The following is a 26,264-nucleotide window of genomic DNA, read 5'->3' as shown; positions in this document are numbered from 1 at the left end:
TCAAACGCTTGCTTCACACCTTCGGCCCCTCGTCGTGCCTCATGCTCAACCCTCTGGCCAACAAGCATTCGGATGACCTGGGACAAGAAAAGAGGCATCGCCCCAAGTCCGCTAGAATTCCCGCGCATCGACTCTGGCTATTTCGGATCGGTGCGATTCTGGTTGGGCTGCTTCCGTTGGCGGCCTGCGAGGGCGTGTTGCGTTGGATAGACCTTCCACGCCACCCACCGGCCACCGACCCATTTGTGGATCTTCACAGCCTGAAGCCCTTGTTCGAACTGAATCCCGAGACGGATATCTTGAGCATTGGTGCTCAACGGATGAACTTGTTTCGCCCCGCTTCCTTTGCCAGAGTTAAAGGGCAAGGCGGGTTCCGGGTGTTCGCCCTCGGTGGCTCCACGACACAGGGAGAACCCTACAGTACCGAAACAGCCTTCCCCCAATGGCTTGAGCTGAACCTACAAGCCGCAATGCCGGACCGCAGAGTCGAAGTGATCAATTGCGGAGGGCTTTCGTACGCCAGCTATCGAGTCCTGGCAATCCTCCAAGAAGTCCTAGAGTACTCCCCCGATCTCATCGTGATTTATACGGGACAAAACGAGTACCTGGAGCGGCGCAGTTACGAGGGGCTTGAGGATTACCAGCTACTACATTTAACGCGGTATCGGTTGTCGCAGCTTCGGCTTGTCCAGCTCTTTCGGTCATGGATCACTGGCCCGGCGGAGCGAGAGGAAATCGTCGTTCGCCAGCCCACTCGCATGCAGACCGAGGTCGACGCGCTGCTCGACTACCAAGGTGGCTTGGAAGAATACCAACGTGGCGACACCTGGCATGATACGGTCCCACTCCACTTCCGCTGGAATCTAGAGCAGATGGTAGCGGGTTGCCAGCGCGCCCAAGTACCGCTCGTGCTGGTCGCCCCCGTGACCAACCTACTGGATTGCCCCCCTTTCAAATTTGCATTCGCTCCCCATCAGTCGCCCCAGCAGCGTGCACAATTTTCGGAGTACTGGGAGCAGGCCACGCAAAACACGGGAGAGGCCGAAAATCAAGCGTCAGCCGGCCAAGCCCTTGCCTCGGCCTTGGAAATCGATCCCCACCATGCCGGCGCGCTGTTCCTCCTAGGCCGCAGACAATACGCCAGTGGGGATTACGCCCCCGCCAAACGCACTCTCCAAGCTGCGCGAGATGCAGATGTCTGTCCGCTGCGAGCACCGACAGCCATCTCGGCCGTTATCCGCGAGGTAGCCCAAAATGCTGACCTCCCACTAGTTGACGCAGACCGCTTGTTCTCGGACGCGAGCGAACATGGAATTGTGGGTGACCAATGGCTAGTCGATCACATTCACCCGTCGCTTGAAGGCCATCAATTGCTGGCTGAGGCGATTGCAGAAAAATGCGTCCAGGAGGGGCTGATCCAACCAGGCAACCTCCAGTGGCGTGAGGATCGCGCTGAAAGCTATGCGAATCAGTTGCGAGGCCTCAGTGAGGCCTATTTCCACCGTGGCAAACAACGCCTAGAGGGACTGCTGCTGTGGACCCAGGGACGCGCCAAAAAAACACGTTCGGAGTAGGTCGGGTTAGAGGTTGGCAGGCGTCCTTAACTGCCGTATCTTGGCCGTCCAGGTGCGGTTGGCTGGAAGAACTGCGGCGATCCACGAGCGACGGCGCGGTGCATTGTCCAGCAGGTAAGCCGCCGCACGACGGGCTGGCGATCTACGTCACCTGTTCAGCGAATCGGGGTAATAGCGGAAAACCGGAGGGGCCCCTGAGGCTTGACGGCTGCTGGATTTGTTGGCGCAGGCAATGCCAACGCTACCACCACACCCCGAATCGTACTGTAGCAGCAATCACTCCTTTACCAGTTTTCGAGCTCTAAACGATGGCCAAAGACTTTCTGCAAGGCTGCCAAGACTACTACGACGTGATCGTGATCGGCAGTGGATTGGCTGGCATGACGACCGCCAACATTCTCGGTCGCGCTGGACATCGCGTTCTTCTGTTGGAGCAGCACTACAAATTCGGTGGCTTGGCCACGTGGTTTCGACGTCCGAAAAGCCATATTTTTGACATCTCGCTGCATGGCTTCCCGGCCGGCATGTTGAAGAGTTGCAGGCGGTATTGGAACCAAGAAATTGCTGACAACATCGTTCAGCTTAAGAACATCCGTTTTGACAACCCCATGTTCTCGCTCACCACAACCTTCAATCGAGAAGACTTTACGCGGTTGCTCACTTCGGACTTCGGCGTTCCAGCAGAGAGTGTGCGCGATTTCTTCGATGCTGCGCGAAACATGAATTTCTACGATGACCAATCGATGACGACCGGCCAACTGTTTGAAAAGTACTTTCCGGGGCGCGAGGATGTCGTTCGATTATTGATGGAACCCATCACCTACGCCAATGGATCGACCCTCGAGGACCCGGCCATTACCTACGGAATCGTCTTTTCCAACTTCATGGCTAAGGGAGTGTACATTTACGAGGGTGGGACCGATGACTTGATCGGCAAGATGCACGCCGAGCTGAAGAAGAATGGGGTCGACTGCCGAATCAATTGCGATGTCAGCAAGATTGAAGTAGGACGCCAAGGCATCGAATCGGTCGTCGTCAATGGACGCACCATTCGCTGCGGAAGTGTCATCAGCAATTCGAACCTAAACGCGACAGTCTTCCAGCTGGTCGGTGAAGAGAAATTTGATCCCCAATTCGTCGACCAGGCGCGGCAAGTCCGCTTGAACAACAGCAGTACCCAAGTCTACATGGCGATGAAAGAGGGTGTCGAAATCGACGAAAGTACCGGGGATTTGCTATTCAGTTCCACGGCGCCACTGTTCCGAACCGAAGCCCTGCTAAGCCCCAACATCACGAGTCGCACGTTCAGTTTTTACTACCCGCGGACTCGCCCCGATGCCCGCAAGCGCGGGCACGCCATCGTAAGCAGCACGAACGCGAATTTTAGCGACTGGGAACACTTGGATGCGTCCGAGTATGAAGCTCAAAAGCAGGACTTGATCGAGACCACGCTGAATGCGTTGGAGAAATATGTGCCCAACGTGCGGGACAAAATTGATCATGTCGAAGCAGCCACGCCACGCACCTTCCAACACTACACCAAGCACTTGTCTGGCGCTAGTTTTGGCACTAAGTTTGAAGGACTCGCCGTCAGTCGCGCTCTGCCGGAACAAGTCCCCGGACTCTACCATGCCGGCAGCGTGGGCATCATCATGTCGGGCTGGCTAGGTGCAATCAACTACGGCGTCATCGTAGCCAACGACGTTGATCAGTTCCTCATGAAGTCCCAGGCTATGTAGTGCGTTGCTCTCGCCCACAGGCGTCTTTACCAATCTCCTCTCTGAGAAAATCATGAATCAACCCGAGAAACTCGCGACGATTGAAGCAGCTATTCCCCATCGCAGACCCATGTTGTTGGTGGATGAAATCGTGGCGCAAACTCCCGAGACAATTCATTGCCGCAAGACGTTCTCGAGTGAAGAGTTTTTCGTGCAAGGGCACTTCCCCAACTACCCGCTGGTGCCGGGGGTTATCCTCTGCGAATGCGCACTCCAGAGTGGAGCCATCCTATTGGCTAAGTTTGCTGCGGACAGCGACAGCGTTCCCGTCGCCACCCGCATGGACAGTGTTAAATTTAAGCAGATGGTTCGTCCGGGCGACACAATCGACATTCAGGCTACTTTGACCGAGGTCGTTTCAACCGCCTACTTTTTAACGGGAAAGATTACTGTCAACGGAAAGCTGGCCGCTCGCCTAGATTTTGCCTGCACGCTGGCAACTCCCAAGTCCCATTGAATCCGCTAAGCTGCCCCCCTCTTTTCGCCCCCAGCCAGGGAGGCGGGCGATTCAAAGCGTTTTTTTGGTTTTAACGCGGCGATCGTGCTTCCATCTGCCGTGTAGCAGCAACCATCCGCACTAGCCATCGGCTTGATGATTTAAAATCAATTCCAGATTTGAGAGCTGAGGTAGAGCAATGCATTGCCCGTTAGCTGCTACCACCTGCCCCTGCTCACGCTGCGATCTACGATTCCAACCAGCTGCGAGGAGTTGGCAAGGATATGCCACAGTGGCGGACGCATCCTGAACTAGCCACTTGCCCCTCCCTCCGCCACTTGTGCGAGTTAGAATTGCGTTTCTCGCTCCTCCCCACTGGCCAAGCCTTTACGAAGAAACAACGAACATGGATTTCCTGCAGTTAAGCGGCCGACGCATCCTAGTGTTTGGTGTAGCTAACAAGAAGAGTGTCGCCTACCAGGTGGCCCAACAATTGGAGGCGGTCGGCGCCGAAGTGGTTTACGTAGTACGCTCTGAAGAGCGCAAGGCACAGGTGGCGAAGTTACTTGATCGCGTTGCCAACCCATCGTTGGCCGGAAAAGCGCGAGCGATCTATGTCTGTGATGTCGAGCATCAGTCGCAGATCGACGCACTAGCTGCGAACTTAAAGAGTGATTTTGATGGCTTTTGGGGCTTGGTCCACTCCATCGCCTTTGCCGACTACAGCGATGGCATGCATCCATTTCACGAGACGACCCGCCGACAGTTTCTGCAGGCCATCGATATCAGCTGCTTCTCCCTAATCGCCCTAGCTGGCGCACTCCAAGACCAGCTCGATCCGTCGGGCTCTGTGGTAACGATCAGCATTTCTACGACGCGCATGGCCAGTGAGAGTTACGGCTTCATGGCGCCTGTCAAAGCTGCCCTAGATTCCTCACTCGCCTTTCTAACCAAGTCGTTCAGCCGTTTTAGCGAAGTGCGATTCAATGCCGTCGCGGCTGGGCTTTTGAAAACAAGCGCCTCGGCTGGCATCCCGGGGTATGTCGATGCCTACCTTTACGCTGAGCGGGTTATCCCTCGCAAACGCGCGCTTCATACCGAAGAAGTTGCCTCGACCGCTACTTTCCTGCTCAGCCCACGTTCCAGCGGGATTGCGTCGCAGTCAATCGTGGTCGATGCAGGCATGAGCACTAATTACTTTGACCATGACGTGGTCAGCGATGCCATGCGAGGAGCTTAAACGGACTCTTAAGGTTGACCGATTAGCTCGCGAGAGAGCAGCAATTGCTACCGAGCAGAAGCGGCGACCAGCATTCCTGCTGAATTACCACCGAGGTTCGGTTGCAAATCGCTACCGGGGGAGCTAGCAAGAAACGCTCGGCGGCCGCGTTCAACGGTCGATTGCTGCGAGTAGTGTCATGGACATCCCGTTCCGTCGCTGACGAATCAGCGACGGTCAGGGAACCATTGCTCGAAATCTACCTGGACTAGTTACCGAATTGAGGTGACAGGCCAGGCGGTAGGCCAGGTATCCCGCCAGGGAAACCTGCACCAGCTCCACCGCCAGGAGCTGCCGGGGCAGCAGGCTCGGTGGTGATCAATTGCTCTCGAGAAATCTTGAGCTTCTTGTACACGCTATCGCTGACGATGTAGTACCAGTCCGCAAAACGCGCATTCAATTCCTGAGCCTTGCGAGTCGCCTTTTCAACTCCCTCTTTGTGAGCATCGAGAAGGCGTTGATTTTCCTTGCCGATTTGCTCACGCACCGCAGCCAGTCGCTCTTCAAGTTCCTCTTGCGTTTCGGCGGGCTGCTCAGCTGCTTCCTCTGCAGACTCTGCAGCGGCTGGTTCTGCAGGCGTTACATCGGCGTCGGCGTCCTCAGTAGCGTCCTCATCGGGCGTTTCCTCGCTCGCTTCCGTTGCAGTCTCCTGCTCTGGCTCGTCCTCATCCGCCTCCTGGGGACCACAACTGTTCAGATCTTCCTCGGTCGCCGCCGGAGCCTCGGCTTCGGGATCGGTGGCCGTAGGCTCATCGACAGCAGGCTCGGCAGGAGCATCGGTCACTTCGGCTGCAGGAGTTGCTGGTTCGCTTGCGGGTGCTGGCGCCTCGGCAGCTGGAGGCGTTTCCTCAGCGGCTGCTGCTGCTTCTTCAGGCGTGGCTTCCTCAGTTGCTGGGGCGGCTTCTGATGCGGCCTCTTCGGAGGCCTCTTCGGAGGCCTCTTCGGAGGCCTCTTCCGACGATTCCTTCGGCTCAGCTGCTGGGGCCGTCTCCGCTTCTTCAGCCTTTGGCTGCACTGGGGCATCAGGCAATTCTAGCGGTGCCTCTTCTGCAGCAACTTCTGGCGAATCCTCGGGTTCCGCATCGGCGCGCTCCATTTGCAACATTTCCTCAACCGTTTCAGGCTGAGGTTTTAGTTCAGGTACAGGAAACTTGCTGTGGTCGACTTGAGCTGTAACCAACAGAAAACGGCTCAATCCACCGGATTCGAGTTCATCCTCCTCCTCGAGTCCCTCTTCATCATCCTCGGAAGCCCTGGTGCTGGAGTCGGTTTCTCCGAAACGCAACAAGTAGTTAACGCCATCGGTAGTTCCGACCAGCGTTTCGCCTCCGGTAGCATAAATCTCGACTTCATCGCCACGCTCTTGGGGGAAGAAGCCTTGACTGTAGAGGCTGGTCAAGGATTCCTGATTCTCCATCAGCGATTTGTCGGCCTTCAAGTCGGCAGCCAAACCACTCGGCTTGCGCCGTACTCCGACAATTTCAAGGTCCTGCACCGCATCGCGCAGAGCATTCAAAGAACTTTCCTGCAAGCGTTCACCGGGGGCCAGAGGTGTCTCCACTTCTTGGCCATTGGAGAAGGTGCCGAACCGTTCGATCGCCCACTTATTGGAACTCGCATCGAAATTCAAATCCGCATTGAAATTTCGACTCATCCCGTAGCCACCACCCTGCATGGGCAATACGGCATAGTCCCGGAGGCCAATCTTGGCGATATCGAAACTCTGAACGTCGAGTAGCTTGCCCTTGATCCACTTCTTGAAGTCGGTCGTAAAGGGAGCCGTATTCAGCTCAACGATATAGACGGCATCCTCCGTTGGAACTCGCACATAGTGCTGATTTTCAGCATTCTCGACTGCCTTACCGACAATCAAGTTTGCCAGCACCGTGGACTCGGCATCTTTAACGCGCACCAGCATTCCAACGCCGGTCTCTGCGACACTCACATCTTCATCGGGGTTGATCACCCCGAGGAGCGAGTGGTCTCCACGGTCAAAGCTCTGAATCCCCAAGACCTGGAGATCAATCAAAGGTGTGGTGGCATCGCGGACTTGCTCTGCTGCATCGGCGGGATAATCGTCGTGGGAAGGCAGCTTCCACATGTTCGACGATTTATCCTTGGTGATTTCAAAGCGTTCGCGTTGGCCGAGCGTCTCATCGAATTTGACAATCTGAAACGACGTCGCTGCACTCGGATCGGTGAAGCTAGTGAAAATTGGCTTGCCAACAATGGAAGCTTCCAGATCCTGCTCATTGCTGATGGCATCCGGTCGTGTCCACCAAGCTAGTCCGAAGACAATGGCGGCCACGGCAGCAAATATGGCTGTGGTTCTACCCTCGTTCACGTTCAAAACTCCTAAATATATTCGCTAGTCTCACGCTGGTCGCAGGGGAAATGTCCCTGGACCAGCGCTCGGACGCGTTCTCTTTTGATAGTTCAGTAAAAAGTAAAGATGTTGCTAACGGTTTTCGCCTCGCCTCGCCTCGCAATTATCGCAGGCGATTCTTGGCGATCCCCTCACGCTCTCGAACACGTCGAGTCACAAACACTCCCGCTCCAACCAAGAGTGGCGGAATCGGTGGGAGAAAAATAGCCAACATCTTGTAGCGGTTTTGCAATTGCAAGATCTTTCGTTCTGCATCGCGACGGCTGATTCGAATCGCAGCATCGCGTTCAACGGTCATCTTTTCCCGTTGAATAGCCAGTTTGCGTTCGAGCATTCCACGCTGATCAAACAATTGTTGGGTCAGTGCGCTGAGCTCCTGGAATTTGGAGCTATCTACGGCACCTTCCTTTTGCAGACGATCAACCTTCTCTTGGAACTTGGCGAGGGTTTTCTGATTCTCCTCCTCAGCTGCTTGCAATTCCTTGTTGAATTTTTCCTGAAACTCCTTCTGGTTATCACTCTCTTCATTGCGGTACTTCTCAGCTTGATCTTCGAACAGACCAAGTGTGATGTGCCGAGCTTCGTGACTGCGAATGGTGGGGTAGTTCTCTTCTCCCGCCAACACGTCGACTACGTTGAGTGCAAACACAATGTTTTGCAAACGCAGATCCAACTCTTCGAACTGCTCTGGCCGCTTGCGGTTCTCGCTAAAGAACTGATGCATGAAATCGACATCGGTGACATAGACGGCGCGGATCGGTCGTGCTGAGGCATCTTCGGCGTTGGATGTTGCCTCGGAATCGGCTGCAGGCTCCTCCTCCTCCTTGGCTTCCGCAGTTTCGGTTGCCTCTTCATCCGAAGACTCTGCAGCCTGCGGGGCCACCCCTTCGATCAACACAGCCAGGGTTTGAGAACCAGTCGGTGGACCTTGGAGTACTTTCAACTGGGCCGACGAGCCACCAGTACGCATTTGGTTCTGCAGGTTATCGAAGCTGATCAGGCCTGACGCGTCCGGTCGCGTGGTGACAAGATTGGTAATCTTGAGGTCGTCGCGATTGTCTTCCTTGTCGATAGCTCCGGCGAACAGGAACATCAATTCGCGCAGATTGGCGGTAATTTTGCTTTCTTGGCTGAGGTAGTCCTCACCTTCAACGGGACTTTCCAAGACGAACAACCAAGCGTCGTTGGCGTTCTGGATGTTTTCCAATTTACGGTGCGGGTTGTAGCTTTGCCAAACAATGTCAGGATTAATGCCTCCCATGCCAGCGTGCGTTGGGATATTCAAGCCCAGAGTTTTCCACAGCTCGAGGATATCGCCCTTGGGTTCGGGAGGTTGTCCCCCCATCCCCATCATGCCTCCCTGCGGTTGCTTCGGTTCCCCTGTCGCTGGCAAGCCTTGGAAGGCAAACGGAAAGGGGTCTTCAAAAATGGCAGTGGGCACGCCAGCAGCAATGGCTGCCACCAGATTCGGCAATTGCTGTGGGTTGAGCGACGAGGGCTGAGCTACGAACAGCACATCGTACGCATCGGTGGAGATTGGAGAGCTGGGGTCAACTTCCTCGACCTCGTACTGCTTCTCCAGCTCTTCGATAATCGGTTGCTTAGGCAACTGCTGGAAATTGCCCCCGGCCATGGAAAAGCCCCCCATGAAGTTCGCATCGGTGCGCACCACTCCCAGCTTGCGTCGCTTGGGCTGCGCCACCGTATCGATGGAACGTACCAATTCATATTCAACTGGAATTCCGCTTTCGAAAAACGGAATGACCACTTTGGATAGACCGCTTCGGACCGCAGCCCCGAGCAATATCTCCTGATCCTTAAAAGCCCCTCGCTCGCGGACGCGCACGACCTGCGATCGGATGCCGTATTGCTTCTCGGCTCGGGCAGCGATTTCTCCCGAGGGTTCCAGATTATCGTTGATTTGAACTTGCAATTTAACATTGCGACTCGAGGCCATGGCTTGGAACTCTTTGAGCAACGTCAGCAAGTCATAGCGTGTCTTAGCGTACTGTTCAGGGATGTTGGACGAAATGTAAGCGTCGATCACGATGGGGCGTTCGGGCGACAACGTGCGAATGACGCTCCGCGTCTTAGGACTCAGCGAGCTCACCTGTCCCTCGGTGGCATCGTAGCGGGGGCGATCGTTGTTGCGCAAGAAATAGCTGGTGGCAAACACGATCACTCCCAGTAGCGAAATTCTCGCAAGGTAGTGTAAAAATCGAGTATTGCCATCCTTGCCGCCACTCCAATGGCGACGCCCAATAAGCACCATGCAAAAATAGAGTCCGAACGTCAGCACGAGCGTGAAAAACGCGATGGGAGCAATGCTTACTACTCCGCGACCAAAGTTATCAAACTGCTCCTGGATCGAGAACATCGACACCGTGCGCGACCAAGCATTCGTGGAACTGATAACGTCGGACATCGATGCAAAAACGAGTGGAGCATTGAACAGCGCCCCCAGGATGAAGCCCACCGTTAAGTTGGGAGTCAAGAAGGAAGCAATCATTCCAATCGAAAGCATCGCCAAGCCAATGAACCAGTAGCCCACATAATTGGCAACAAACAGTCCTGTGTCGACTTCGCCCTTAGACAAAAACAGCAGCACCAAGAAAGTCGAGATCTGGGAGAACAGGAGCGAAACGGTGTAAATCGAAGCGGAGGAAAGATATTTTCCGATCACGATATCAAAATCGTCGGCTGGGAGGGTCAACAGCAACTCGTCGGTACCCTGCCGCTTTTCATCCGCCCAGATACTCATCGTAATGGCAGGAATGAAGAACAACATGATGATTGGGAACCAGTAGTTGAGCTGCTCCAAGTTCGCCAAATTGGAGTTGAAAAATTCATGCGGCCAGAAAGCGGCCATCGAAGTCAGCAAGACAAAGATACACAGAAACACATATCCGGTCGGATTACTGAAGTAGCCTAAGAAGTTGCGTTTCAAAACGGCGTGCGCGGCGCGTTTCCGTTTTGCCAACAATCCGAGTAGAAGAAATGCGATCAACCCCAGAATGAGATCGATCACAACCAATTTCAGCATGGGTGCGAACAATGCGATGATTTGCGGAGACATATTTACTTAAGTTATCGAGTACGTGGTGGATGGGGGAGGTTCAAGCAACACCAGTGAGCTTGTGGAAGGCGTGATCGAGATCGGCATTGATGGCTCGCAACTCGCTCACATCTCCATCGAAAACCTTACGACCTTCGTTGATCATGACGACGCGATCGGCCATCGCTTCAACTTCTTGCAAGATGTGCGTCGACAGCAAGATGGTCTTGGTTTCGCGCAACTTTCGCATGGTCTTGCGAACCTCACGGATTTGGTTGGGATCCAGCCCTGCAGTTGGCTCGTCAAGGATCAAGACATCGGGCTCGTGAAGCAGAGCTTGGGCCATTCCAACCCGCTGCTTGAATCCCTTGGAGAGTTTGGCAGTTGGCTTGTGAGCGACCGTGCTCAAGTCGCACAGCTCGATCACCGCCTCGATGCGATCCTTCTTACGGCGGGCGTCGAGTCCCCGCGCTTCGGCAAAGAAATCGAGCATCGCGACTGGGGTCATCTCTGGATAGAGCGGACCATTCTCAGGCAAATAGCCAAGATGTCGGGAACCGGCGATTCGATCGGCGGTCATATCGTGGCCCGCGATGCGAGCCGTCCCTTCGCTGGGAGCCAAATAGCCAGTCAACATCTTCATCGTGGTACTCTTGCCAGCACCGTTGGGGCCCAAGAAGGCAACCAACTCCCCTTCGTTGACTTGAAAGGTGACGTCGCGGGCTGCAGCAAAGGGACCGTAGAATTTGGAAAGTCCTACAGCCTCGATCATGGGGCGGCGCGTGGACTGGGAACCGTCAGATTGATTACCCATTGGTACAGCTAATCCTCCGAAAAATCAGGGGCAAGTTAAGGTGGGAAAAAATAAACCATCATCGATCCAACTTGCGTTGCTCAATGAGCACTAGGTTTAGTTGTCTATCAATTACGTAGTGTATAAGGGTGTGGTTCGCGTTGCTACGGTACCAAAAAACGGCAAAAAAAACGAACGAGCTGGACAAGCGTCGGACGAGGCGTTTCCTAATGAACCACTCCCCTCAGACGATTATCCGAGCACAGGCGCCAGCCTTACCTTGCCTTCCACTGCCCCGAGCCTATCACCGCCAAGTGCCACCGCCTGCAGAACGGACACTGCCCACAGAGCGGACACTTTAGGGAATTGCCGGAGCAATTTCCTAAATAACCGGAATCAGCAGAGCAGCGCATGGGCTGCGCCCATTGTGCCGCTACTGGTCGGCAGGTGGTCACCTCCACCGGCGGACATCCCCCTGCCCGCACATCCCCATGAACTCTGTCCCGCCAGAGAGAATCCCTCTGCAGTACGACTGGTGGCGGCCCCTCTCGCAGGCACTACTATCGCAATAATCCTAAACACAGGCCCAAATGCACTGGCGCTATCGACTGCGAGACCGTGGAGTCGATGGAAGTGGAAATTAGTCTGGGTAGGATTTGAGGCAGAGCGACCGCACGAGTCCAAGGGCTTCCCGTCGAACAACGGCACACGTAGAGGCGCGCGACGTCGCAAAAGTACCAATTTTGATAACGGTTGGTGCAACGAATGAACCGATTTCATAGGAAATATCCCTTGAAGCGGCAAGTCTTTCTCAGGAAGCTGGAGAAAACGGCTTGCGGATCTTGAGCACCAGCGATAAACTTCGGGGCTTACGTTCGCTGGAATTAGCCAGCATTGCGGCTAAACAGATCGTCACCAACCCCAATTCCTGTGGTGGTTGGCTCACATTAATATAAATTTATAGCCACGGAATGGTCGTCGAACTGCCATGACACTGTCTCAGAAAACCACTGTTGCCAAGCCACTTGAAATCCCCAAGAAGTGGTTCCACGTTGACGCTGATCAACAAATCCTCGGTCGACTGGCTAGCGACATTGCAATGATCCTGATGGGCAAACACCGCCCGACGTACACACCGCACGTCGATACAGGAGATTTCGTGGTAGTCACCAATGCTGAGAAGATTGTGATGACCGGTCGCAAACTCGAGCACCGGCACTATGCTTGGTACAACGGCTACCCCCGTCAAAAGATGGAAAGCTACCAATCGCGATTGGATCGCAAGCCGGAAGACTTGATCCATCATGCAGTACGCCGCATGTTACCGAAGAACAAGTTGGCCCGACACATGCTCGAAAAGCTGAAGGTCTACGCCGGTCCTGAGCATCCACACCAAGCTCAACAGTGCGAAACTTTGGAAATTGGCAAGAAGGCTTCGTAAGTCATTGCGAAGTTACGGATTTCACTCACAACCACTCAATTCATCTTTGCATCTTAAAAAGCCATGGTAGCAGTCAAGAAAGACAAAATTAACGGTGATTTCCTCGGCACAGGACGCCGCAAAAGTGCCGTTGCACGCGTACGTGTTCGCCCAGGCACTGGAAAAATCACCGTAAACGGCAAGCCGCTGGAAGAGTTCTTTCCTACAGCTCAGCACCAAACAGCGGTTACCCAGACGTTAGCACACGTCAATGAAACCAGCTCAGTGGATGTTGTCGCTCGCGTAACTGGCGGTGGACTCACTGGCCAATCTGGTGCGGTTCGCATGGCACTTGCCCGTGCCCTATGTGGAGTCAACGAAGAGCACTTCCAACCGCTTCGTGACGACGGCTTCCTGACTCGCGATTCCCGCATGAAGGAACGTAAGAAGCCAGGTTTGCACGGTGCCCGTCGTGGTACTCAGTTCAGCAAGCGTTAGTTGCTCAACTCAAGTGGCCAGCAAAATCAGAAGGGTGTCCTCCAGGGACACCCTTTTTTTGTACCTCCAGCTCGCCCCGCCCTAACCACAGTCCAATAGGTGCCACCCACTTTCGAGAGCGCGGAGCCCGATAGGTGCCATCCACTTTTGCCATCAGAAGCCCCCCTACCCTAGGGAGTCCGCATATGTGCCAGCCATTTTTAACCCCGCTCGCCAGACTCTTAAAAGCAGCAAGCTTGCAACATGAGCGACACGTTACTGGCCCTAATGGCATTGCACACGTCGCTAGGCATGCGTGCACATGGGATTGCTCTGAGCCAATAAGCCCAATAGGTGCCATCCACTTTTGGCACTATTTACCCTATAGCGGTGACTACCTTTCCTTGATCACCGGGCTGTTGATTTAATCGCAATTTGAATCTTAATGCTGAGGTAGCATCCTTAAATTACCCTGTAGCGGAGGTTATCTTCCCTTGCTCGCGCGGCGGGTTACTATTTCAATAGCCCGTCACGCGGCGGGATGCTATTTGACGCCAGACGTGGGGATATCCCGATAGGTGCCAGCCATTTTCCCCCCCGCTCGCCAGACTCTTAAGAGCAGCAAGCTTGCAACATGAGCGACTCGGTACTGGCCCTAATGGCATTGCACACGTCGCTAGGCATGCGCGCACATGGGATTGCTTTTAGCCAATAAGCCCAATAGGTGCCATCCACTTTTGGCACTCTTTACCCTGTAGCGGTGAATACCTTTCCCTTGCTCACCGAACTGTTGATTTAATCGCAATTTGAATTTTAATGCGGAGGTAGAACCCTTAATTGCCTTGCAGCGGAGTCTATCTTTCCCTGCTCACGCGGCGGGTTACTATTTCAACAGCCCGTCACGTGGCTAGGCTGTGAAGTTTTTTCACCAACGGACTCTTTTGGTATTCCAACCACGAAATTTTTTCGAATTGGCGGCTGAAAGTCTTACTGGGTCGGATTGTTGGCCAGCAAGTTAGCTCGTGTCCATCATGCTCATCTCTTCGAGTTGTGTTATTTCTCAACCAAGCGGTTGCCTTGCAACTGCTTAGATTGCCAAGGCCCCCAGGTTTACCATGCGTGTGAAGTTAAAGGCCACGGCATGCCATAGCGCTACCGCTTTGACCTTCACCAGTCCTCGAACTTTGAATTGCCGAAGGTTCCGATTGCGGCAGTCCGCATTGGGAAACTCGGCAACCGACGGCCGCGTCTTGTAAAGCTCTTTGTATTCCTCTTTGGCCATTCTCGCGCGAAACGCTGTGTATTCGTCGCTTTCGCCAGGTTGCTGCGCGTGAGGATCTTTGCCTTTGCTTTCCAATACCGATCCACGGGGGATCGTGGAGACGACTTCGGTCCCTTTAGACTCCACGGTCTTAACATCGCCCTTGGTTGCGTAAGCGGAATCGACCAATTGCGTCTTGGGTGTCTTGTCGTAAGTTGAGCACACTTTCTCGTGCATTGGTGCCATTTGGCCACTGTCAGTTCCCGAGTTGATAACATCGACAGCGACTATTACTCGCGAGTCAGCATCGGTTGCGAACTGGACGTTGAAGGCCGGATCGAAGCCACCATTGGCCATCTTCATATTACGGGCGTCAGGGTCCGTAGTGCTCACGCGAGTCTTTTCGCCGTCACCTTTTCTCCGAGACTCGCGCTGCTTACTAAGCTCCTCAAACTGTCGCAAAGCCTCATCTAATCGCTCTTGACGCTCACGCGATGCTCGTTCGACTGCCGCTTGGCGACGTGCGTCTCCATCGGAACGATCGCATTCGTTCTCGGATTCTTTCTTCAATCTATCTACGTGAGCCTGAGCCTGCTGCTGCAATGACTCAAGCGTCGGCTTGCGGCGAAACGAACTACTGCCTGCACTAGCCCGAACGCGCATTCCGTCTTGGGCAATGGTCTCCAGGGGCACCAGACCTTGGGCGACCAACGAGGCAACCGTGTCAACGAGCGTCTTCTCCAAGAATGCTCCGTTCTCCACTCGAAAGTCGCTCAACGTGTGATAATTGACCGTGACATTTCCGAGCGTCCATAAATAGGCTATGTCCGTCTCGCATCGGCGACCAAGTTCTCGGGCTGTGCCGATGCCATCCAAGGTTGCCAGAAGCCACAGTGAAACCAGTATCTCCGGCGCAATACTATTGCGACCAACGGTGCTCTTGGTGACAACGATCTTTTCATACAGAGGTTCTAGGTCCAACGTTTTGACAAACGACCAGACAATGCGAGCACGATGGTCGCGCGGAAGCATATCTTCAAGTGAAAGCATGTGCATTTCCACTTGAATACGATGGGGGCGGGAAACACGAGCAAGCTGCGATGGTTTTTGAGTATTCATGCTATAGTTGTAGCGCCCAAAATTAATTTGCAAACCACTTGGCTAAAAATTCACAGCCTAGGCGGGTTACGATTGCATGGGGGGGAAGGCGTCGGGGCGTGGCAATTGCGGTTGCGAGGAAGAGCGGGCGTTTTGCGAATTGAGCACTCTAAGTGCTTGGAGGACTTTAGCGTGGGTGCGGCACTCTTCCCATAATGAGTTAAAGACGCAAGTTACCGAATGTAGCTCGATAGCAATATGGCTCGCGTGAGAGATGGGCCGCTCAAAAGCAGATCAATTCCGTTGGTTAGTGAATTAGCAGCGAGCTGCTCAGCCCCGATCGTGCCCTTGCCGCGAACGATGAGGTCATCGCAAGCGAGACACGCGGTGGGCTTGAATATTCCCCGCTTGCAACTGAGGCAGATAGCCCTTCAAGCCTGTGATTCCGACGGCCTGATTGAGATAGAGATCGAGTTTCATTCCAGGTAGAGGACTGACGTAGGTCAATATTTTCCCAGAGTCATCCGTCAGGGCATAGTTGGGTTGCCCTGCAACCGCCGCATGAACGGGCACCAGCCAGCCGGTCGAATCATAACTCATCCCGGAAGAAGGCATCGAATTCGCGACGGGTGTGGAGAAACTAGCGGAAGCGACAGGATTCCCAGACCAATTGTTGGGTGATGTATAGGAGTTCGAGATGACGCTAGGACTGAACTGCGTGTATCCGCTGCGAGCTGCCAACGCGCGGAAGGCATTAATCCGATCCAACAGGAGCCTAGCTTGGCCGCGCTCTACTGCGGTGCTGCCAACGGAAATGTAACGTTCCGCCTCAGCCGCCAAAGGCAGCAGATTCCAGTTCTGCATGGGAGATGCAACCATTTCGCCTAAGGCGAGCTGCAATTGCGTCAAGCCGCTACTGCCAAGCTGCAAGGGTTCGTATCTAGAGACAGCTCCATTGGCGCCCAAGCCATACCAATCCACCTGCTCCATACGAGCCGGACGTCCTCCTCCCCCACCGTTTTCAGACAGCGATGCTGAAATTTGCTGGACCGGGGGTGTGTAGGGCGCGTTTTCCGCAGGTCGAAAAATGGGCTGCGAATCATTTGCTGGGGGTGAGTTAGCGGCTGGAGCGCCTGGACCAAATTTGCGTTCAATTGTTTCGCGCATGGTTGCCATCCGCTCTTGAGCCAACTCGAGGGCGGTACTGGGAGGCGCCGAGTTCGAGCGTCGGGAGTGGATTGACGCGTTATCGTCCGGCACCGGAGCAAGGTGAGGCACGGCAGGTTGCCTCGTAGACGAGCCCGCATGCCCGGATCCCGCCCCGCCACGGATGGTCCGTGGGTCCCTCCAGCCGCGGCCACGGTCCACCATCTCTGGCGCGTAAATATCGGGTTCGCGATAAGCCTGACTATTGGACATGACAGGTGGTGAATTCATCATAGCGGTGGCGGCGTAGTCGCCTCGGTTAGGCAAACCCTGCGACGGTCGACTGGGAATTGCCAAGCTGAAGGGGTCATCCTTCAGCGGGTCATAGCCCGTCTGTCCCTGGCGGCGGTTGAGAACTCTGGAAAGCCAGGGAAGATTGAGCCCACCAAAGGAAAACTGCATGGCGTGCCACCCCTCGAAGTGTTCTGCCGGGCGCGACGGTCCACCGCCCAGCATGGGTTCAGCACCGATCACCTCACCTTCGATGATTTGCGCATCGTCGTAGTAGCCGCCGCCGACCATTCCCTCCTCGTAGGGGCCGCCCACGATGTACTCGCCTTCGGCGAGCTCACCATCGAGCCACTCCCCTTGTCCGTATTGTGCGTCATAAAATTCGCCATCCACGAACTCTTCCGAAAACTCGACACCGTTATCGCCATAGTATTCTGAGTCCGAGGGCAATGCGCTCCCGGACTCGAGAACAATCTCCCCTTGTATCTCCTCAGTATCATAAGAAGCTGTAGTCACTGCGGACGAACTGCCAGCGGATTGCTTGCGAATCTTCGTTTTGACATGCTCCGGTACCGGGCTAACCGCGGACGCCTGGATCCAACGAAATTCTCCTGAGGGAGGCGCAATGCGGTACCAGAGCACGGGCTTGCCGTCCTCGGTCTTTCGCGTCGCTTCTCCAACAACGGCCAATTGCTCGCCGCGCTGGAGCTGGACCTGCCAGCGATATTGTTTTGCGGAGCCGAGCTGGGTACCAATCCAGCTGACGGCCGTTTCGTTCGTAATTTCTATTACTTTGCCACCAGGCAGAAGAAAAGCGTCGCTGGCCGCCACCCAACTGAAGCTTCCAGCCGGGGGCCTAACGCCTAACCAGCCGTCCTCCGACTGCTGATAAACGCTTAGGACCGCTCCTTTTTTCAAAATTGCGGTGGGATAGAAGTCCTCGCTCGGTCCGCTGTGGAGCTGGACATCGCTGACCGTCACGAATACTTTGCGAGGTTCTGGTTCAGAGGGGCTGGATTCCGCTGCTCTGGAGGACTCTTGAGCTAAGCTTAATAGGATAAGTGGCAGCCAGAGCACCGCCGCCGCCAGCGTCAATGGCAGACGATAACGCCCCGAATTCAGCGGAAATGCAGGGCGATTAGTCAGTTTTCGGTGTGCTCGGCGCATGATCGCGAAACTCGCAATTAACGGCATTTTAATTAAAGAATCCAGCAAAGTCGTTGCTACCGAAATTTGCCTAGTTACGGCAAGACCATTTCCCGTTGCTAGCAATCAGCAAGTACAATGAAAGGCTGCATTCCGAGTGATCGCGATCAACAATGCAGGGAAGACGATTCCCACAGGGAGCCGCTTTCCGCCGCCCTCACCGCAGCGGCTATGGAGTACGATGTTAAGGTCGATTCCTGGTTGTCCAACTGCCTCAACCTTACTTTCGAGAGGATTTCATGCGTCGAACTTTCCCGCTCCTTGCTGCTCTGGCAATCGCATCTGTTTCCACAAGCTACGCAGCGGAGGAGCAACCCAAGCCGACTCCCGTTGCTGAGTCCGTCGCGGAGCCCGCGCTCAAGCCGGCACAGCCTGCCGCCGAAAAGTCTGACGCTGAAGCGCTGCAGGCCGAACCGGCTGTAGACCCGACGGCGGTACCCGAAGGCGACGCAAACTACGACCTGCTGGGTGAATTTGTCGGGGAGATTAAGACAGAGGCGGGTGCGGAGTCGTCCGTACTCGGGCTGCAAATCCGTCCTATCGGGGGAGGAAGATTCGAAGCCTTGCAGTACCTTGGCGGCTTGCCTGGAGATGGAGCGCTGCAGACGACCGTCGAGGACGAAGAGAATGAGAATAGAGATGGCGACCATGAAGATGGCGATGAAGAAGAGCGGCAAGCCAAGATCTTGCAACTCATTGGACAGCGTTCCGGCGATACGCTGGTACTCTCTGGCGGCCCATGGGCTATTTTTGCAGATAGCCGCGGTTGCACCCTGATTGACAAAGAAGGCAAGCTCCTGGGGCGTTTGGAACGCATTCGCCGCCTAAGCCCCACACTGGGAGCAACGCCGCCTGAGGGAGCAATGGTCCTGTTTGATGGAACCAACACCGAGCAATTTAGCACCGCCGCCATGACCGAAGACGGCTTGCTAAAACAAGGTGCCGACGTGAAGCAGATGTTCCAAGATTTCAACCTGCATGTTGAATTCCGCTTGCCATTCATGCCGGAGCAGCAGGACCAAGCGCGGGGTAACAGCGGCTGCTATCTACAGAGTCGCTACGAACTTCAGATTCTGGATTCGTTTGCGCTGCTTCCAGTCTTTAACGGCTGCAGCAGCATCTACCGCACCAAGAGCCCGGACGTAAACATGTGTTTACCTCCGCTGCAATGGCAGACATACGACTTGATATTTACTGCTCCGCGGTGGGCCGCCGATGGCAGCAAGGTAAGCAATGCACGTTTGACAGTCTGGCACAACGGCGTCAAGACGCAAGACGATGTCGAATTGCAGACCAAGACTGGCGCGGGTAAGCCTGAAGAACCGAACCTGCAACCCATTCGCTTCCAAAACCACAAAGATCAGGTCCGCTTTCGCAACATCTGGATTATCGATCGTGGCTTAGCCAGCGTGGAAGAATTTCCTGTATTGGGCGCTCCAGAAGAAAGCTCGGAAGCCGCAGTCGCTGCCGAGTGAACCGAGCTCAAACCCATTTGTTGCACCGCAGAGGAGTGAACTCCTCTCGGTGCACTGTTGGGTAGCTAGCCGTTTATCCCGCGTTGCCGTTCAGCCCGCATTAAGGAATTAAAGCGGCTCCCCCGGCCACTACTGCGGCCTGCGTGGCAGCTCCACGCAAACTCCACGGGAAGGGCTGAATCATGTAGGGAGCACAGTTGCCTGGACGGATGTAGCCCAGGGAGTATTGGCACTCGTTGGGTGGATGAATTCCCATCTTGTAAGGCAGGATTAAAGCATTTCCGAAGAAGTGTGCGGTGCTAGCGAACGGTTGCAAAATGGGACCGATCTCATGTCCATAGCGTTCTAGCTGGACATCTTCAAAGTACAGCGGTTTGTGGCACAGCCCACTGGCAGTCCAGTGCAATTCGCTGGGGACAAAACTCCGCCCCACGAGTCGCTCGTAACCGGTGCCACAGACCGTCGGTATATCCCAAACTTGCGCTACATAGCTGACATCCAAATCGCTCAAGTCCAGGTAGGGAATGGTGCGTGTCGTACCTTGCACATCCAGCACGATTTGGTTGTTTTTGAAATCAATCAATCTACCGGTTGCCAAGTATTTCCCGGTGTAATCGGTCCAGTCACGGATCTCAGAGTTTTCCGCGAATTCACCGAGGCGTTTTGCACGCTCGGTTTCGTCGCGATTGAGCGTCCGCATCCCTTCCTGATATTTAGGTGAAACATTGAGGCTGATCTCAGGAACGGGACGTGACCGTAGTTGCTCGCGCAATTCATTGCAGGCTGCAGAGTTCGCATCTGGCACCCGGCGTTTGGGCAACTGCATTTCACGTGCTTCCTCAACGTCCTCCGGTACCGGTATAGCTTCGGGTTCATTCTCTCTCGGTGCGATCTGATCTCGCGGACTTGGCGATTCACCGCGTAGTCGGGGAGCTTGTTCGAACTCGAGGCCATCGCCGGGGGCGGGGGCCGCTTCGGGCCTGGCTAGTGGATCGTCCGACGGATCGGTTGGCAGGCCTGGTGGCACCAATTCGGGTGCTGGCTGCGTGGGTTGCACTGGAAACCCAGGCAATCCTGGAAACGCGTTTTCTCCGGAGTTGGCAGCTGGCGGAAGTCCGGCGGGCGGCAGGGCGGGCGACTTGGCGTCACCAAACGGATCCTGAAAAGCGTTGGCCGGATCTTGCTGAAAGGCTGCCATTTGCACTCGGTTGCGCAGTGGATTCCCATTCGCCGGGCTAGTGGAACCGCTAGCCGCAGGCGAGGAATAGCTGGCAAAATGATTGCTAGCTTGAGCCGTACCGGACGAGGCCGAGAACGCCTGTTGGGAGGTGAAACTGCTATTGTTTTGCGTTGCCCCCTCGGGGGCTTTCCAACGCAAGACAACTCCACCACCTAGATTCTCATTGGACGAAGCTGGAGCACCGCTCGCAGGCTGGCTGGCCTGCGTACTGATGTGTTGTGCAGTATTGGAGTCGGAAATTCGAGTGGGCTGCCATTGCTGGCCTAACGCACTACCGGCGGACAACCAAGTGAGTCCACCGCAGCAGGACAAGCAGATCGCTTGTAGGAACGTTTTGCGACGGAGAGCGACGCGTTGCGAACTAGTTGGAGTCCGCCGAATTCTGATAATCGGGGCTATAGTTCGGTGCTTCCTGCGTAATGGCAATGTCATGTGGGTGGTTCTCTCTGACAGTTGCAGCTGAGATCTTGATGAACCGCGCATCCTTACGAAGTTCATTGATATTCCGAGTTCCGCAATATCCCATTCCAGCTCGCAGACCGCCCACCAATTGGTAGACAAAGTCAGCCAGAGCCCCCTTGAAAGGGACTCGCCCTTCGACCCCTTCCGGCACCAATTTGAGAAGATTCTCTTGTCCGGACTGTCGATAGCGTTCGCTGGAACCTTTAACCATTGCCCCCAGAGAGCCCATACCGCGGTAGACCTTGAAGGTTCGACCTTGATAGAGGATCGTGCGACCGGGGCTCTCTGCTAAACCAGCAAATAAACCTCCGACCATGACGGCACTGGCGCCCGCAGCAATCGCTTTGGTAATGTCTCCGCTAAAACGGATGCCACCATCAGCAATCACTGGGATATTGTTCTTTTCAGCCGCACGAGCGGCATTGTATATGGCGGTAATCTGCGGGACTCCCACACCGGAAATAACCCGCGTCGTGCAAATGGAACCGGGCCCGATTCCAACTTTGACGGCATCCGCACCTGCTTGTATTAAGTCGCGACAACCCTCTTGGGTGGCCACATTGCCAGCGATAACATCAATCGACCAGCGTTTTTTTAATTCCCGCACTGTTTCCAGCACATTGGAGGAGTGACCGTGAGCCGAATCGACCGTCAACACATCGACGCCGCGCTCAATCAACTGCTCCGCCCGCTCGTAATCAAAGACACCTACTGCAGCCCCGACTCGCAATCGCCCACCTGCATCTTTGCAGGCATCGGGGTAGCGTTTCATCATGTCAATGTCTTTGATCGTGATGAGGCCTGTTAGTTTGTATTCATCGTCAACCAGCAGAAGCTTCTCCACCTTTTTATCCGTTAAAATCTTCTCAGCTTCTGCAAGCGTTACATTTCCTGTGGCAGTAACCAGATTTTCCCGAGTCATCACATTTTGGATTAAAGTTTCCCCCGTCTCCAAAAATCTCAGATCGCGTCGGGTGATAATGCCAGCTAAACGTCCATCCACTCCCACAATGGGGACTCCAGATACGTTTTGCTGGTCCATCAACTCCTTGGCTGCTGCAACATTCTCCTCAGGCCGCAGCGTCACGGGGTCAACGATAATGCCGTTGGCACTTCGCTTGACCTTGGTCACCTCTTCGCCTTGAGCCTCGATACTCATATTTTTGTGCACGACCCCTAACCCACCTACTTTAGCCAAGGCGATGGCCATTTCGCTTTCAGTAACGGTGTCCATGGGGCTTGAAAGAAACGGAGTCTTGAGGCGGATATTGCGAGTCAGGTTACTGGAAACATCCACATCCGCAGGCATAAAGTCGCTGAAACGTGGCTCGAGAAGCACGTCATCGAAAGTAATACCCGAGTATGCTAACTTGTCTTCCATCTTGACCCTTATCCTGTGATGTGGGAGCGAATGAGGTGTTCGAATGCGAATTATCGCCCCAAAGACGAAAAATCGCAATCACGGCAAAGTGGGTTGGATTTCTCGGCTCTTTCCAAGCTACACAAACACGCTCCCGTTGCTTTCCCCAGAACCGTTGCTGCTGACGACCGGACCACCTGCGGCTCGATCGGCCCCCTCCCGGCATTTCGGTGGCATTCATGGTAGGCGGCGCCGTGGACGGTGACCATCGTGGACTGTGACCATCGTGGACGGTAACCATAACGGATAAGATTCATGGCGGTCGGTGACCACGAGCTCCCAGTGCGGAAGGGGGGGACGTATCGCCCGGACCAAGATAGTCCGGGCCGGCTACTCCAATGATTCGAACCGAATACTCCAACCTCAGTGGCAAGAAGAAGCAGTCCGCAACTCAACCAGCCACTCAAATTCGACGGGAAGTCTCCAGAGGGTTCTCCCGGACGAGGAGTCTCGAAGGGACGCCCCCGGAGTCGTCTGAGCACCTGAGATGCGCCCGGTCTGGCATTTCACCACTCGCGACTCATTCGCGACACGGACCGGGTGCGGTTAGCGATTCGGGAGGCAAGCTGCGTGAGCGGGGACTTACAGTTCGCTGCGTGCACGTGCCCACTCGAGAGTGCGTTGTCTAGAGGCTCTTGGATCGAAGAGCGTGTCGGTCTGGTGAATGAGCCGACTTCAAGCACGCTGCAGCGCCAACCGTCGTAGGCTTACGCATGCTGTCGGTTGCGAAAGAGCGATTCGCGTTTACTGCAAATAACAACCGGCAAGAAATTCGCGTGTGAGTGGTGCACGTTAACTGCGGGGAAGTTTGACGATCGAGAACCAATACTCGCGTATCGCGGCTAAGACTTGTCGGAACTCAACCAAGTCAAGAGGCTTACTAATGAAGCTGTTGGCATGGTAGTTATAGCTTGCCAAGATATCGCTCTCACTCTCCGAGGTGGTCAGGACCACCACGGGGATTAAACGCAAGTCGACGTCTTCTTTGATTTCCTTGAGAACTTCGCGTCCATCTTTGCGAGGCATATTGAGGTCCAACAAGATGAGATCGGGACGTGGGGCATCCGCAAACTGACCTTGCCTTCTCAGAAACTCAATCGCCTGCACTCCATCTTCGACGCGAAAGAGCTGACTGCGGACAACATCCGTTTTGAAGGTCTTAGAGATAAGCAAAACGTCGTCATCATCATCCTCGACGAGCAGTATAACCACTGGCGGTGTGGAGATTTTCGGTGGACTAACGAACGGCATATGCTGGCACTTTCTGACTAGCTTTATTCAGCGTGAAGGAAGCTTTATTCAGCGTGAAGGAAAAGGTGGAACCTTCGCCAATCTCAGACTCGACGAGGAGATCCCCGCCAAAACGTTCGACGATTCGCTTGCAAATGGCCAAACCAATTCCGGTACCGCTATATTCTCGCCGGTTGTGGAGTCGTTGAAAAATCTCAAATATTCGCTGATGGAATTGGGGATCGATTCCAATTCCATTGTCGGCTACCGAGAATTGGAAGCTTTCCATCGCATCATGTCCGCCAACATGAATGACTGGTGATTTTTCGCCTCGGTACTTTATAGCATTGCCAATCAGGTTTTGAAAGAGTTGGACTAACTGCCCCTTGTCCGCCATAACCCATGGAAACTCATCGTAGGTCAACTGACAATCACACTCCTTGATCACAACCTCAAGCTGCTCGATGGCGATCTGCAGGGCGGCATTGGGATCCACCGCTTCCAGGGATTGCCCACGGGTGCGAATCCTTGAGAAGGTGAGTAGATCAGAAACCAAATTTTTCAGCCGGTTTGCGCCACTGACCATCACATCGAGGTAGCGATTGCCTTCTTCTTGGATAAATTCCCCGTAGTCTTCGCGAAGGAGTTGACCGTAAGAGGAGATCTTGCGCAGTGGTTCCTGCAGGTCATGCGATGCTACGTAGGCAAATTGCTCCAGTTCTGCGTTGGAGCGTTTTAATTCGTTGAGAAGCTTTTCAAGCGATGCTTGAGACTGCTGGAGAGAGGCGTTGGTTTGAGTAAGAGCCTCCTCCGCGCGCATTCGATCTGCAACCTCTTGCTGTACTTGCTCATAGTTCTGCTCCAACTGTTCCGTCATCGAGCGTGCATATTTCAGCGACCGCTGAGCGGTCCGAGACGTCACAAAGAAGATCCAAATAAGCATCGCGTCCAGGCATATTCCCCCCACTAAGATCGACAGCGGGTGAAAGTCTCGCGTTGCTTCACGAAATGATTTCGAGCTAGAGATTTGAAAAGTCCAGTCCCTACCGTATGTCGGAATGGAGACCGAGCGGGTGAACTGCGGATGGGGGTCAAAGTCGGGCTCTGTATTCAGCAATTCGTTATAAAGCGTGTGCGTACCATCGGCGACGCGGAATCCAACCTGCCGCTTGTCTTTTTGCAGCGTTCCTTCCATTAATTTGCGCATGACGAACGGTGCAAAGACCATTCCTAGAAAATGCTCATGTCGCTCCGCTGCCGTTCCGTCACGATCCCCTGCGTAGAAGGGGGCAAAAAACAGGAAGCCGGGCGTATGACTATCCTCTTGCACTAAGTTGATCGGTCCAGTGATTTGGGCAACGCCGGTTTCGCGTGCCTGCTGGCTGGCCTCCCAGCGATTGGGCTCGTGCGCCATATCGAGCCCAAGAGCTTTAAGATTTTCTTTCTCTGGACTGATATAGGCAATTGGAAAACATTCCTCGCCGTCGTGCTCTGGGTAGATCTTGAAGTCGGGACGACTTTCGCGTTGTGTGGTCAAGAAGGTTTCTCGATCACCTTCCTTGACTGCATAGATCACTCCAATGCCATTGATGCCTTGGTACCGTTGGTCAAGGTTCAAGCAATCCGCATATTGATTCCAGCGTCCACGATCCATCTTCCCATCGGCCGAATGGATCAAGGCCACTCCACTCCACAGCGCCTCTTCGTACTTTTGCATCCGCTCTCGGACTAGCTCTAGAATCTGGTCCGCTTGGCGATCAAATTGAACTCGATCCTTGGCATGCTTCTCAGAACTCGTGAAGTGCCAGGCAAACAGCGTGACAAGTGTTGAAAGAATAACGATCAACCAGTGAATCCAGTGAAACGCACTAGCGGATTCGAGCTTCTGCCGAGCTTGAGCAGGAGATAGGTGGCGATTGGCAGATAGATCCATTGCTTGAAACTCCCTCAATGGCCTTTACCATTCGTCAAAACCCGAAGTCAGTATGGATTATCAACAGACGGCCTGTGCAGTGGAATCGCCTGGCGATAGAACAATTGCCAACCACTGCACCCAAATCGACATACCGCTTCCCCCCTCTTCCGATGACAATCTGAAGTCGGAGGCGACAAAGCAAGTCACCGGAGTATTCCTTCCGATAAGTAGCCCTTGTTCGAATGCGCAGTAGGAAAAGCAATAAATCGCAAAGTCGACCGAGTACGGCTTAGGTTTGCAACACATGTGACTTCTATAGAGG

General features: G+C 54.5%; 17 protein-coding genes. 7 read left to right on the top strand and 10 right to left on the bottom strand.

The genetic code is table 11. From position 1 onward, the window contains the following. Nucleotides 1–8: 8 nt before the first annotated feature. From Q31a_RS11270 to Q31a_RS11255, 4 genes are all read left to right on the top strand, one after another. Complete coding sequence (locus Q31a_RS11270; protein ID WP_145077610.1) at nt 9–1,574, top strand: GDSL-type esterase/lipase family protein; 1,566 nt, start codon at nt 9–11, stop codon at nt 1,572–1,574. Nucleotides 1,575–1,882: 308 nt separating this feature from the next. Beyond that, nucleotides 1,883–3,313, top strand: a complete 1,431-nt coding sequence (locus tag Q31a_RS11265; RefSeq protein ID WP_145077607.1) for a phytoene desaturase family protein — start codon at nt 1,883–1,885, stop codon at nt 3,311–3,313. Nucleotides 3,314–3,365: 52 nt separating this feature from the next. Then, nucleotides 3,366–3,809 carry a 3-hydroxyacyl-ACP dehydratase FabZ family protein gene (locus tag Q31a_RS11260; protein WP_145077605.1) on the top strand — a complete coding sequence of 148 codons (444 nt, stop codon included), beginning with the start codon at nt 3,366–3,368 and terminating at the stop codon, nt 3,807–3,809. 385 nt (nt 3,810–4,194) lie between these two features. After that, a complete protein-coding gene (locus tag Q31a_RS11255; RefSeq protein ID WP_145077603.1) occupies nt 4,195–5,028 on the top strand; it encodes an SDR family oxidoreductase in 834 nt (277 codons plus the stop codon). 247 nt (nt 5,029–5,275) lie between these two features. On the opposite strand, the gene Q31a_RS11250 is transcribed toward Q31a_RS11255, so the two are convergent. The 3 genes from Q31a_RS11250 to Q31a_RS11240 all read right to left on the bottom strand — a co-directional run bounded on the left by Q31a_RS11250 (nt 5,276) and on the right by Q31a_RS11240 (nt 11,322). Then, a complete protein-coding gene (locus Q31a_RS11250) occupies nt 5,276–7,411 on the bottom strand; it encodes a DUF4340 domain-containing protein (RefSeq protein WP_145077601.1) in 2,136 nt (711 codons plus the stop codon). A gap of 145 nt (nt 7,412–7,556) precedes the next feature. Further along, entirely contained in the window at nt 7,557–10,529 is a 2,973-nt protein-coding gene (locus tag Q31a_RS11245; RefSeq protein ID WP_145077599.1) for a Gldg family protein, read from the bottom strand. A gap of 40 nt (nt 10,530–10,569) precedes the next feature. Continuing rightward, nucleotides 10,570–11,322, bottom strand: coding sequence for an ABC transporter ATP-binding protein (locus tag Q31a_RS11240; RefSeq protein ID WP_145077597.1), 753 nt, complete (start codon nt 11,320–11,322; stop codon nt 10,570–10,572). Between the two features lie 967 nt (nt 11,323–12,289). Here Q31a_RS11240 and rplM point away from each other — a divergent pair. Both rplM and rpsI read left to right on the top strand, forming a co-directional pair. Further along, entirely contained in the window at nt 12,290–12,742 is a 453-nt protein-coding gene (gene rplM / locus Q31a_RS11235) for a 50S ribosomal protein L13 (RefSeq protein ID WP_145077595.1), read from the top strand. Between the two features lie 63 nt (nt 12,743–12,805). Continuing rightward, complete coding sequence (rpsI, locus tag Q31a_RS11230) at nt 12,806–13,219, top strand: 30S ribosomal protein S9 (RefSeq protein ID WP_145077592.1); 414 nt, start codon at nt 12,806–12,808, stop codon at nt 13,217–13,219. Nucleotides 13,220–14,285: 1,066 nt separating this feature from the next. Here the strand turns inward: rpsI and Q31a_RS11225 are convergent. Continuing rightward, the gene (locus Q31a_RS11225; RefSeq protein WP_145074767.1) at nt 14,286–15,578 is read right to left on the bottom strand and encodes an IS1182 family transposase; all 1,293 of its coding nucleotides are present in this window, start codon (nt 15,576–15,578) and stop codon (nt 14,286–14,288) included. Between the two features lie 345 nt (nt 15,579–15,923). Next, complete coding sequence (locus Q31a_RS11220; RefSeq protein ID WP_145077590.1) at nt 15,924–18,161, bottom strand: SH3 domain-containing protein; 2,238 nt, start codon at nt 18,159–18,161, stop codon at nt 15,924–15,926. A gap of 278 nt (nt 18,162–18,439) precedes the next feature. Here Q31a_RS11220 and Q31a_RS11215 point away from each other — a divergent pair, with 278 nt between their 5' ends. Further along, on the top strand, nt 18,440–19,675 hold the full coding sequence (locus Q31a_RS11215; RefSeq protein WP_145077588.1) for a 3-keto-disaccharide hydrolase: 1,236 nt from the start codon (nt 18,440–18,442) through the stop codon (nt 19,673–19,675). A 100-nt stretch (nt 19,676–19,775) separates the two neighbouring features. Here Q31a_RS11215 and Q31a_RS11210 read toward each other — a convergent pair whose 3' ends face one another. The 5 genes from Q31a_RS11210 to Q31a_RS31115 all read right to left on the bottom strand — a co-directional run bounded on the left by Q31a_RS11210 (nt 19,776) and on the right by Q31a_RS31115 (nt 26,149). Then, nucleotides 19,776–21,200 (bottom strand): flagellar biosynthesis protein FlhF, encoded by a 1,425-nt coding sequence (locus Q31a_RS11210; protein ID WP_197356665.1) that lies wholly within the window; start codon nt 21,198–21,200, stop codon nt 19,776–19,778. 76 nt (nt 21,201–21,276) lie between these two features. Then, nucleotides 21,277–22,758, bottom strand: coding sequence for an IMP dehydrogenase (gene guaB / locus Q31a_RS11205; protein WP_145077584.1), 1,482 nt, complete (start codon nt 22,756–22,758; stop codon nt 21,277–21,279). 831 nt (nt 22,759–23,589) lie between these two features. Continuing rightward, on the bottom strand, nt 23,590–24,048 hold the full coding sequence (locus Q31a_RS11200) for a response regulator (RefSeq protein WP_145077582.1): 459 nt from the start codon (nt 24,046–24,048) through the stop codon (nt 23,590–23,592). Beyond that, complete coding sequence (locus Q31a_RS11195; RefSeq protein ID WP_145077580.1) at nt 24,035–25,960, bottom strand: CHASE domain-containing protein; 1,926 nt, start codon at nt 25,958–25,960, stop codon at nt 24,035–24,037. The genes Q31a_RS11200 and Q31a_RS11195 overlap by 14 nt, the downstream gene beginning before the upstream one ends. Nucleotides 25,961–26,020: 60 nt before the next feature. Beyond that, nucleotides 26,021–26,149 (bottom strand): hypothetical protein, encoded by a 129-nt coding sequence (locus Q31a_RS31115; protein ID WP_261342711.1) that lies wholly within the window; start codon nt 26,147–26,149, stop codon nt 26,021–26,023. Between the last annotated feature and the right edge of the window lie 115 nt (nt 26,150–26,264).

Source organism: Aureliella helgolandensis (genome assembly GCF_007752135.1).
GTDB lineage: Bacteria > Planctomycetota > Planctomycetia > Pirellulales > Pirellulaceae > Aureliella > Aureliella helgolandensis.
The sequence above is the reverse complement of the archived record's forward strand: the minus strand, read 5'-3'. Positions and strand labels throughout refer to the sequence as shown.

Coding starts and splice junctions, on each gene's coding strand:
- Q31a_RS11265 (WP_145077607.1), top strand. CDS start 1,883: ATGGCCAAAGACTTTCTGCAAGGCTGCCAAGACTACTACGACGTGATC.
- Q31a_RS11260 (WP_145077605.1), top strand. CDS start 3,366: ATGAATCAACCCGAGAAACTCGCGACGATTGAAGCAGCTATTCCCCAT.
- Q31a_RS11255 (WP_145077603.1), top strand. CDS start 4,195: ATGGATTTCCTGCAGTTAAGCGGCCGACGCATCCTAGTGTTTGGTGTA.
- Q31a_RS11245 (WP_145077599.1), bottom strand. CDS start 10,529: ATGTCTCCGCAAATCATCGCATTGTTCGCACCCATGCTGAAATTGGTT.
- Q31a_RS11240 (WP_145077597.1), bottom strand. CDS start 11,322: ATGGGTAATCAATCTGACGGTTCCCAGTCCACGCGCCGCCCCATGATC.
- rplM (WP_145077595.1), top strand. CDS start 12,290: ATGACACTGTCTCAGAAAACCACTGTTGCCAAGCCACTTGAAATCCCC.
- rpsI (WP_145077592.1), top strand. CDS start 12,806: ATGGTAGCAGTCAAGAAAGACAAAATTAACGGTGATTTCCTCGGCACA.
- Q31a_RS11225 (WP_145074767.1), bottom strand. CDS start 15,578: ATGAATACTCAAAAACCATCGCAGCTTGCTCGTGTTTCCCGCCCCCAT.
- Q31a_RS11220 (WP_145077590.1), bottom strand. CDS start 18,161: ATGCGCCGAGCACACCGAAAACTGACTAATCGCCCTGCATTTCCGCTG.
- Q31a_RS11215 (WP_145077588.1), top strand. CDS start 18,440: ATGCGTCGAACTTTCCCGCTCCTTGCTGCTCTGGCAATCGCATCTGTT.
- guaB (WP_145077584.1), bottom strand. CDS start 22,758: ATGGAAGACAAGTTAGCATACTCGGGTATTACTTTCGATGACGTGCTT.
- Q31a_RS11200 (WP_145077582.1), bottom strand. CDS start 24,048: ATGCCGTTCGTTAGTCCACCGAAAATCTCCACACCGCCAGTGGTTATA.
- Q31a_RS11195 (WP_145077580.1), bottom strand. CDS start 25,960: ATGGATCTATCTGCCAATCGCCACCTATCTCCTGCTCAAGCTCGGCAG.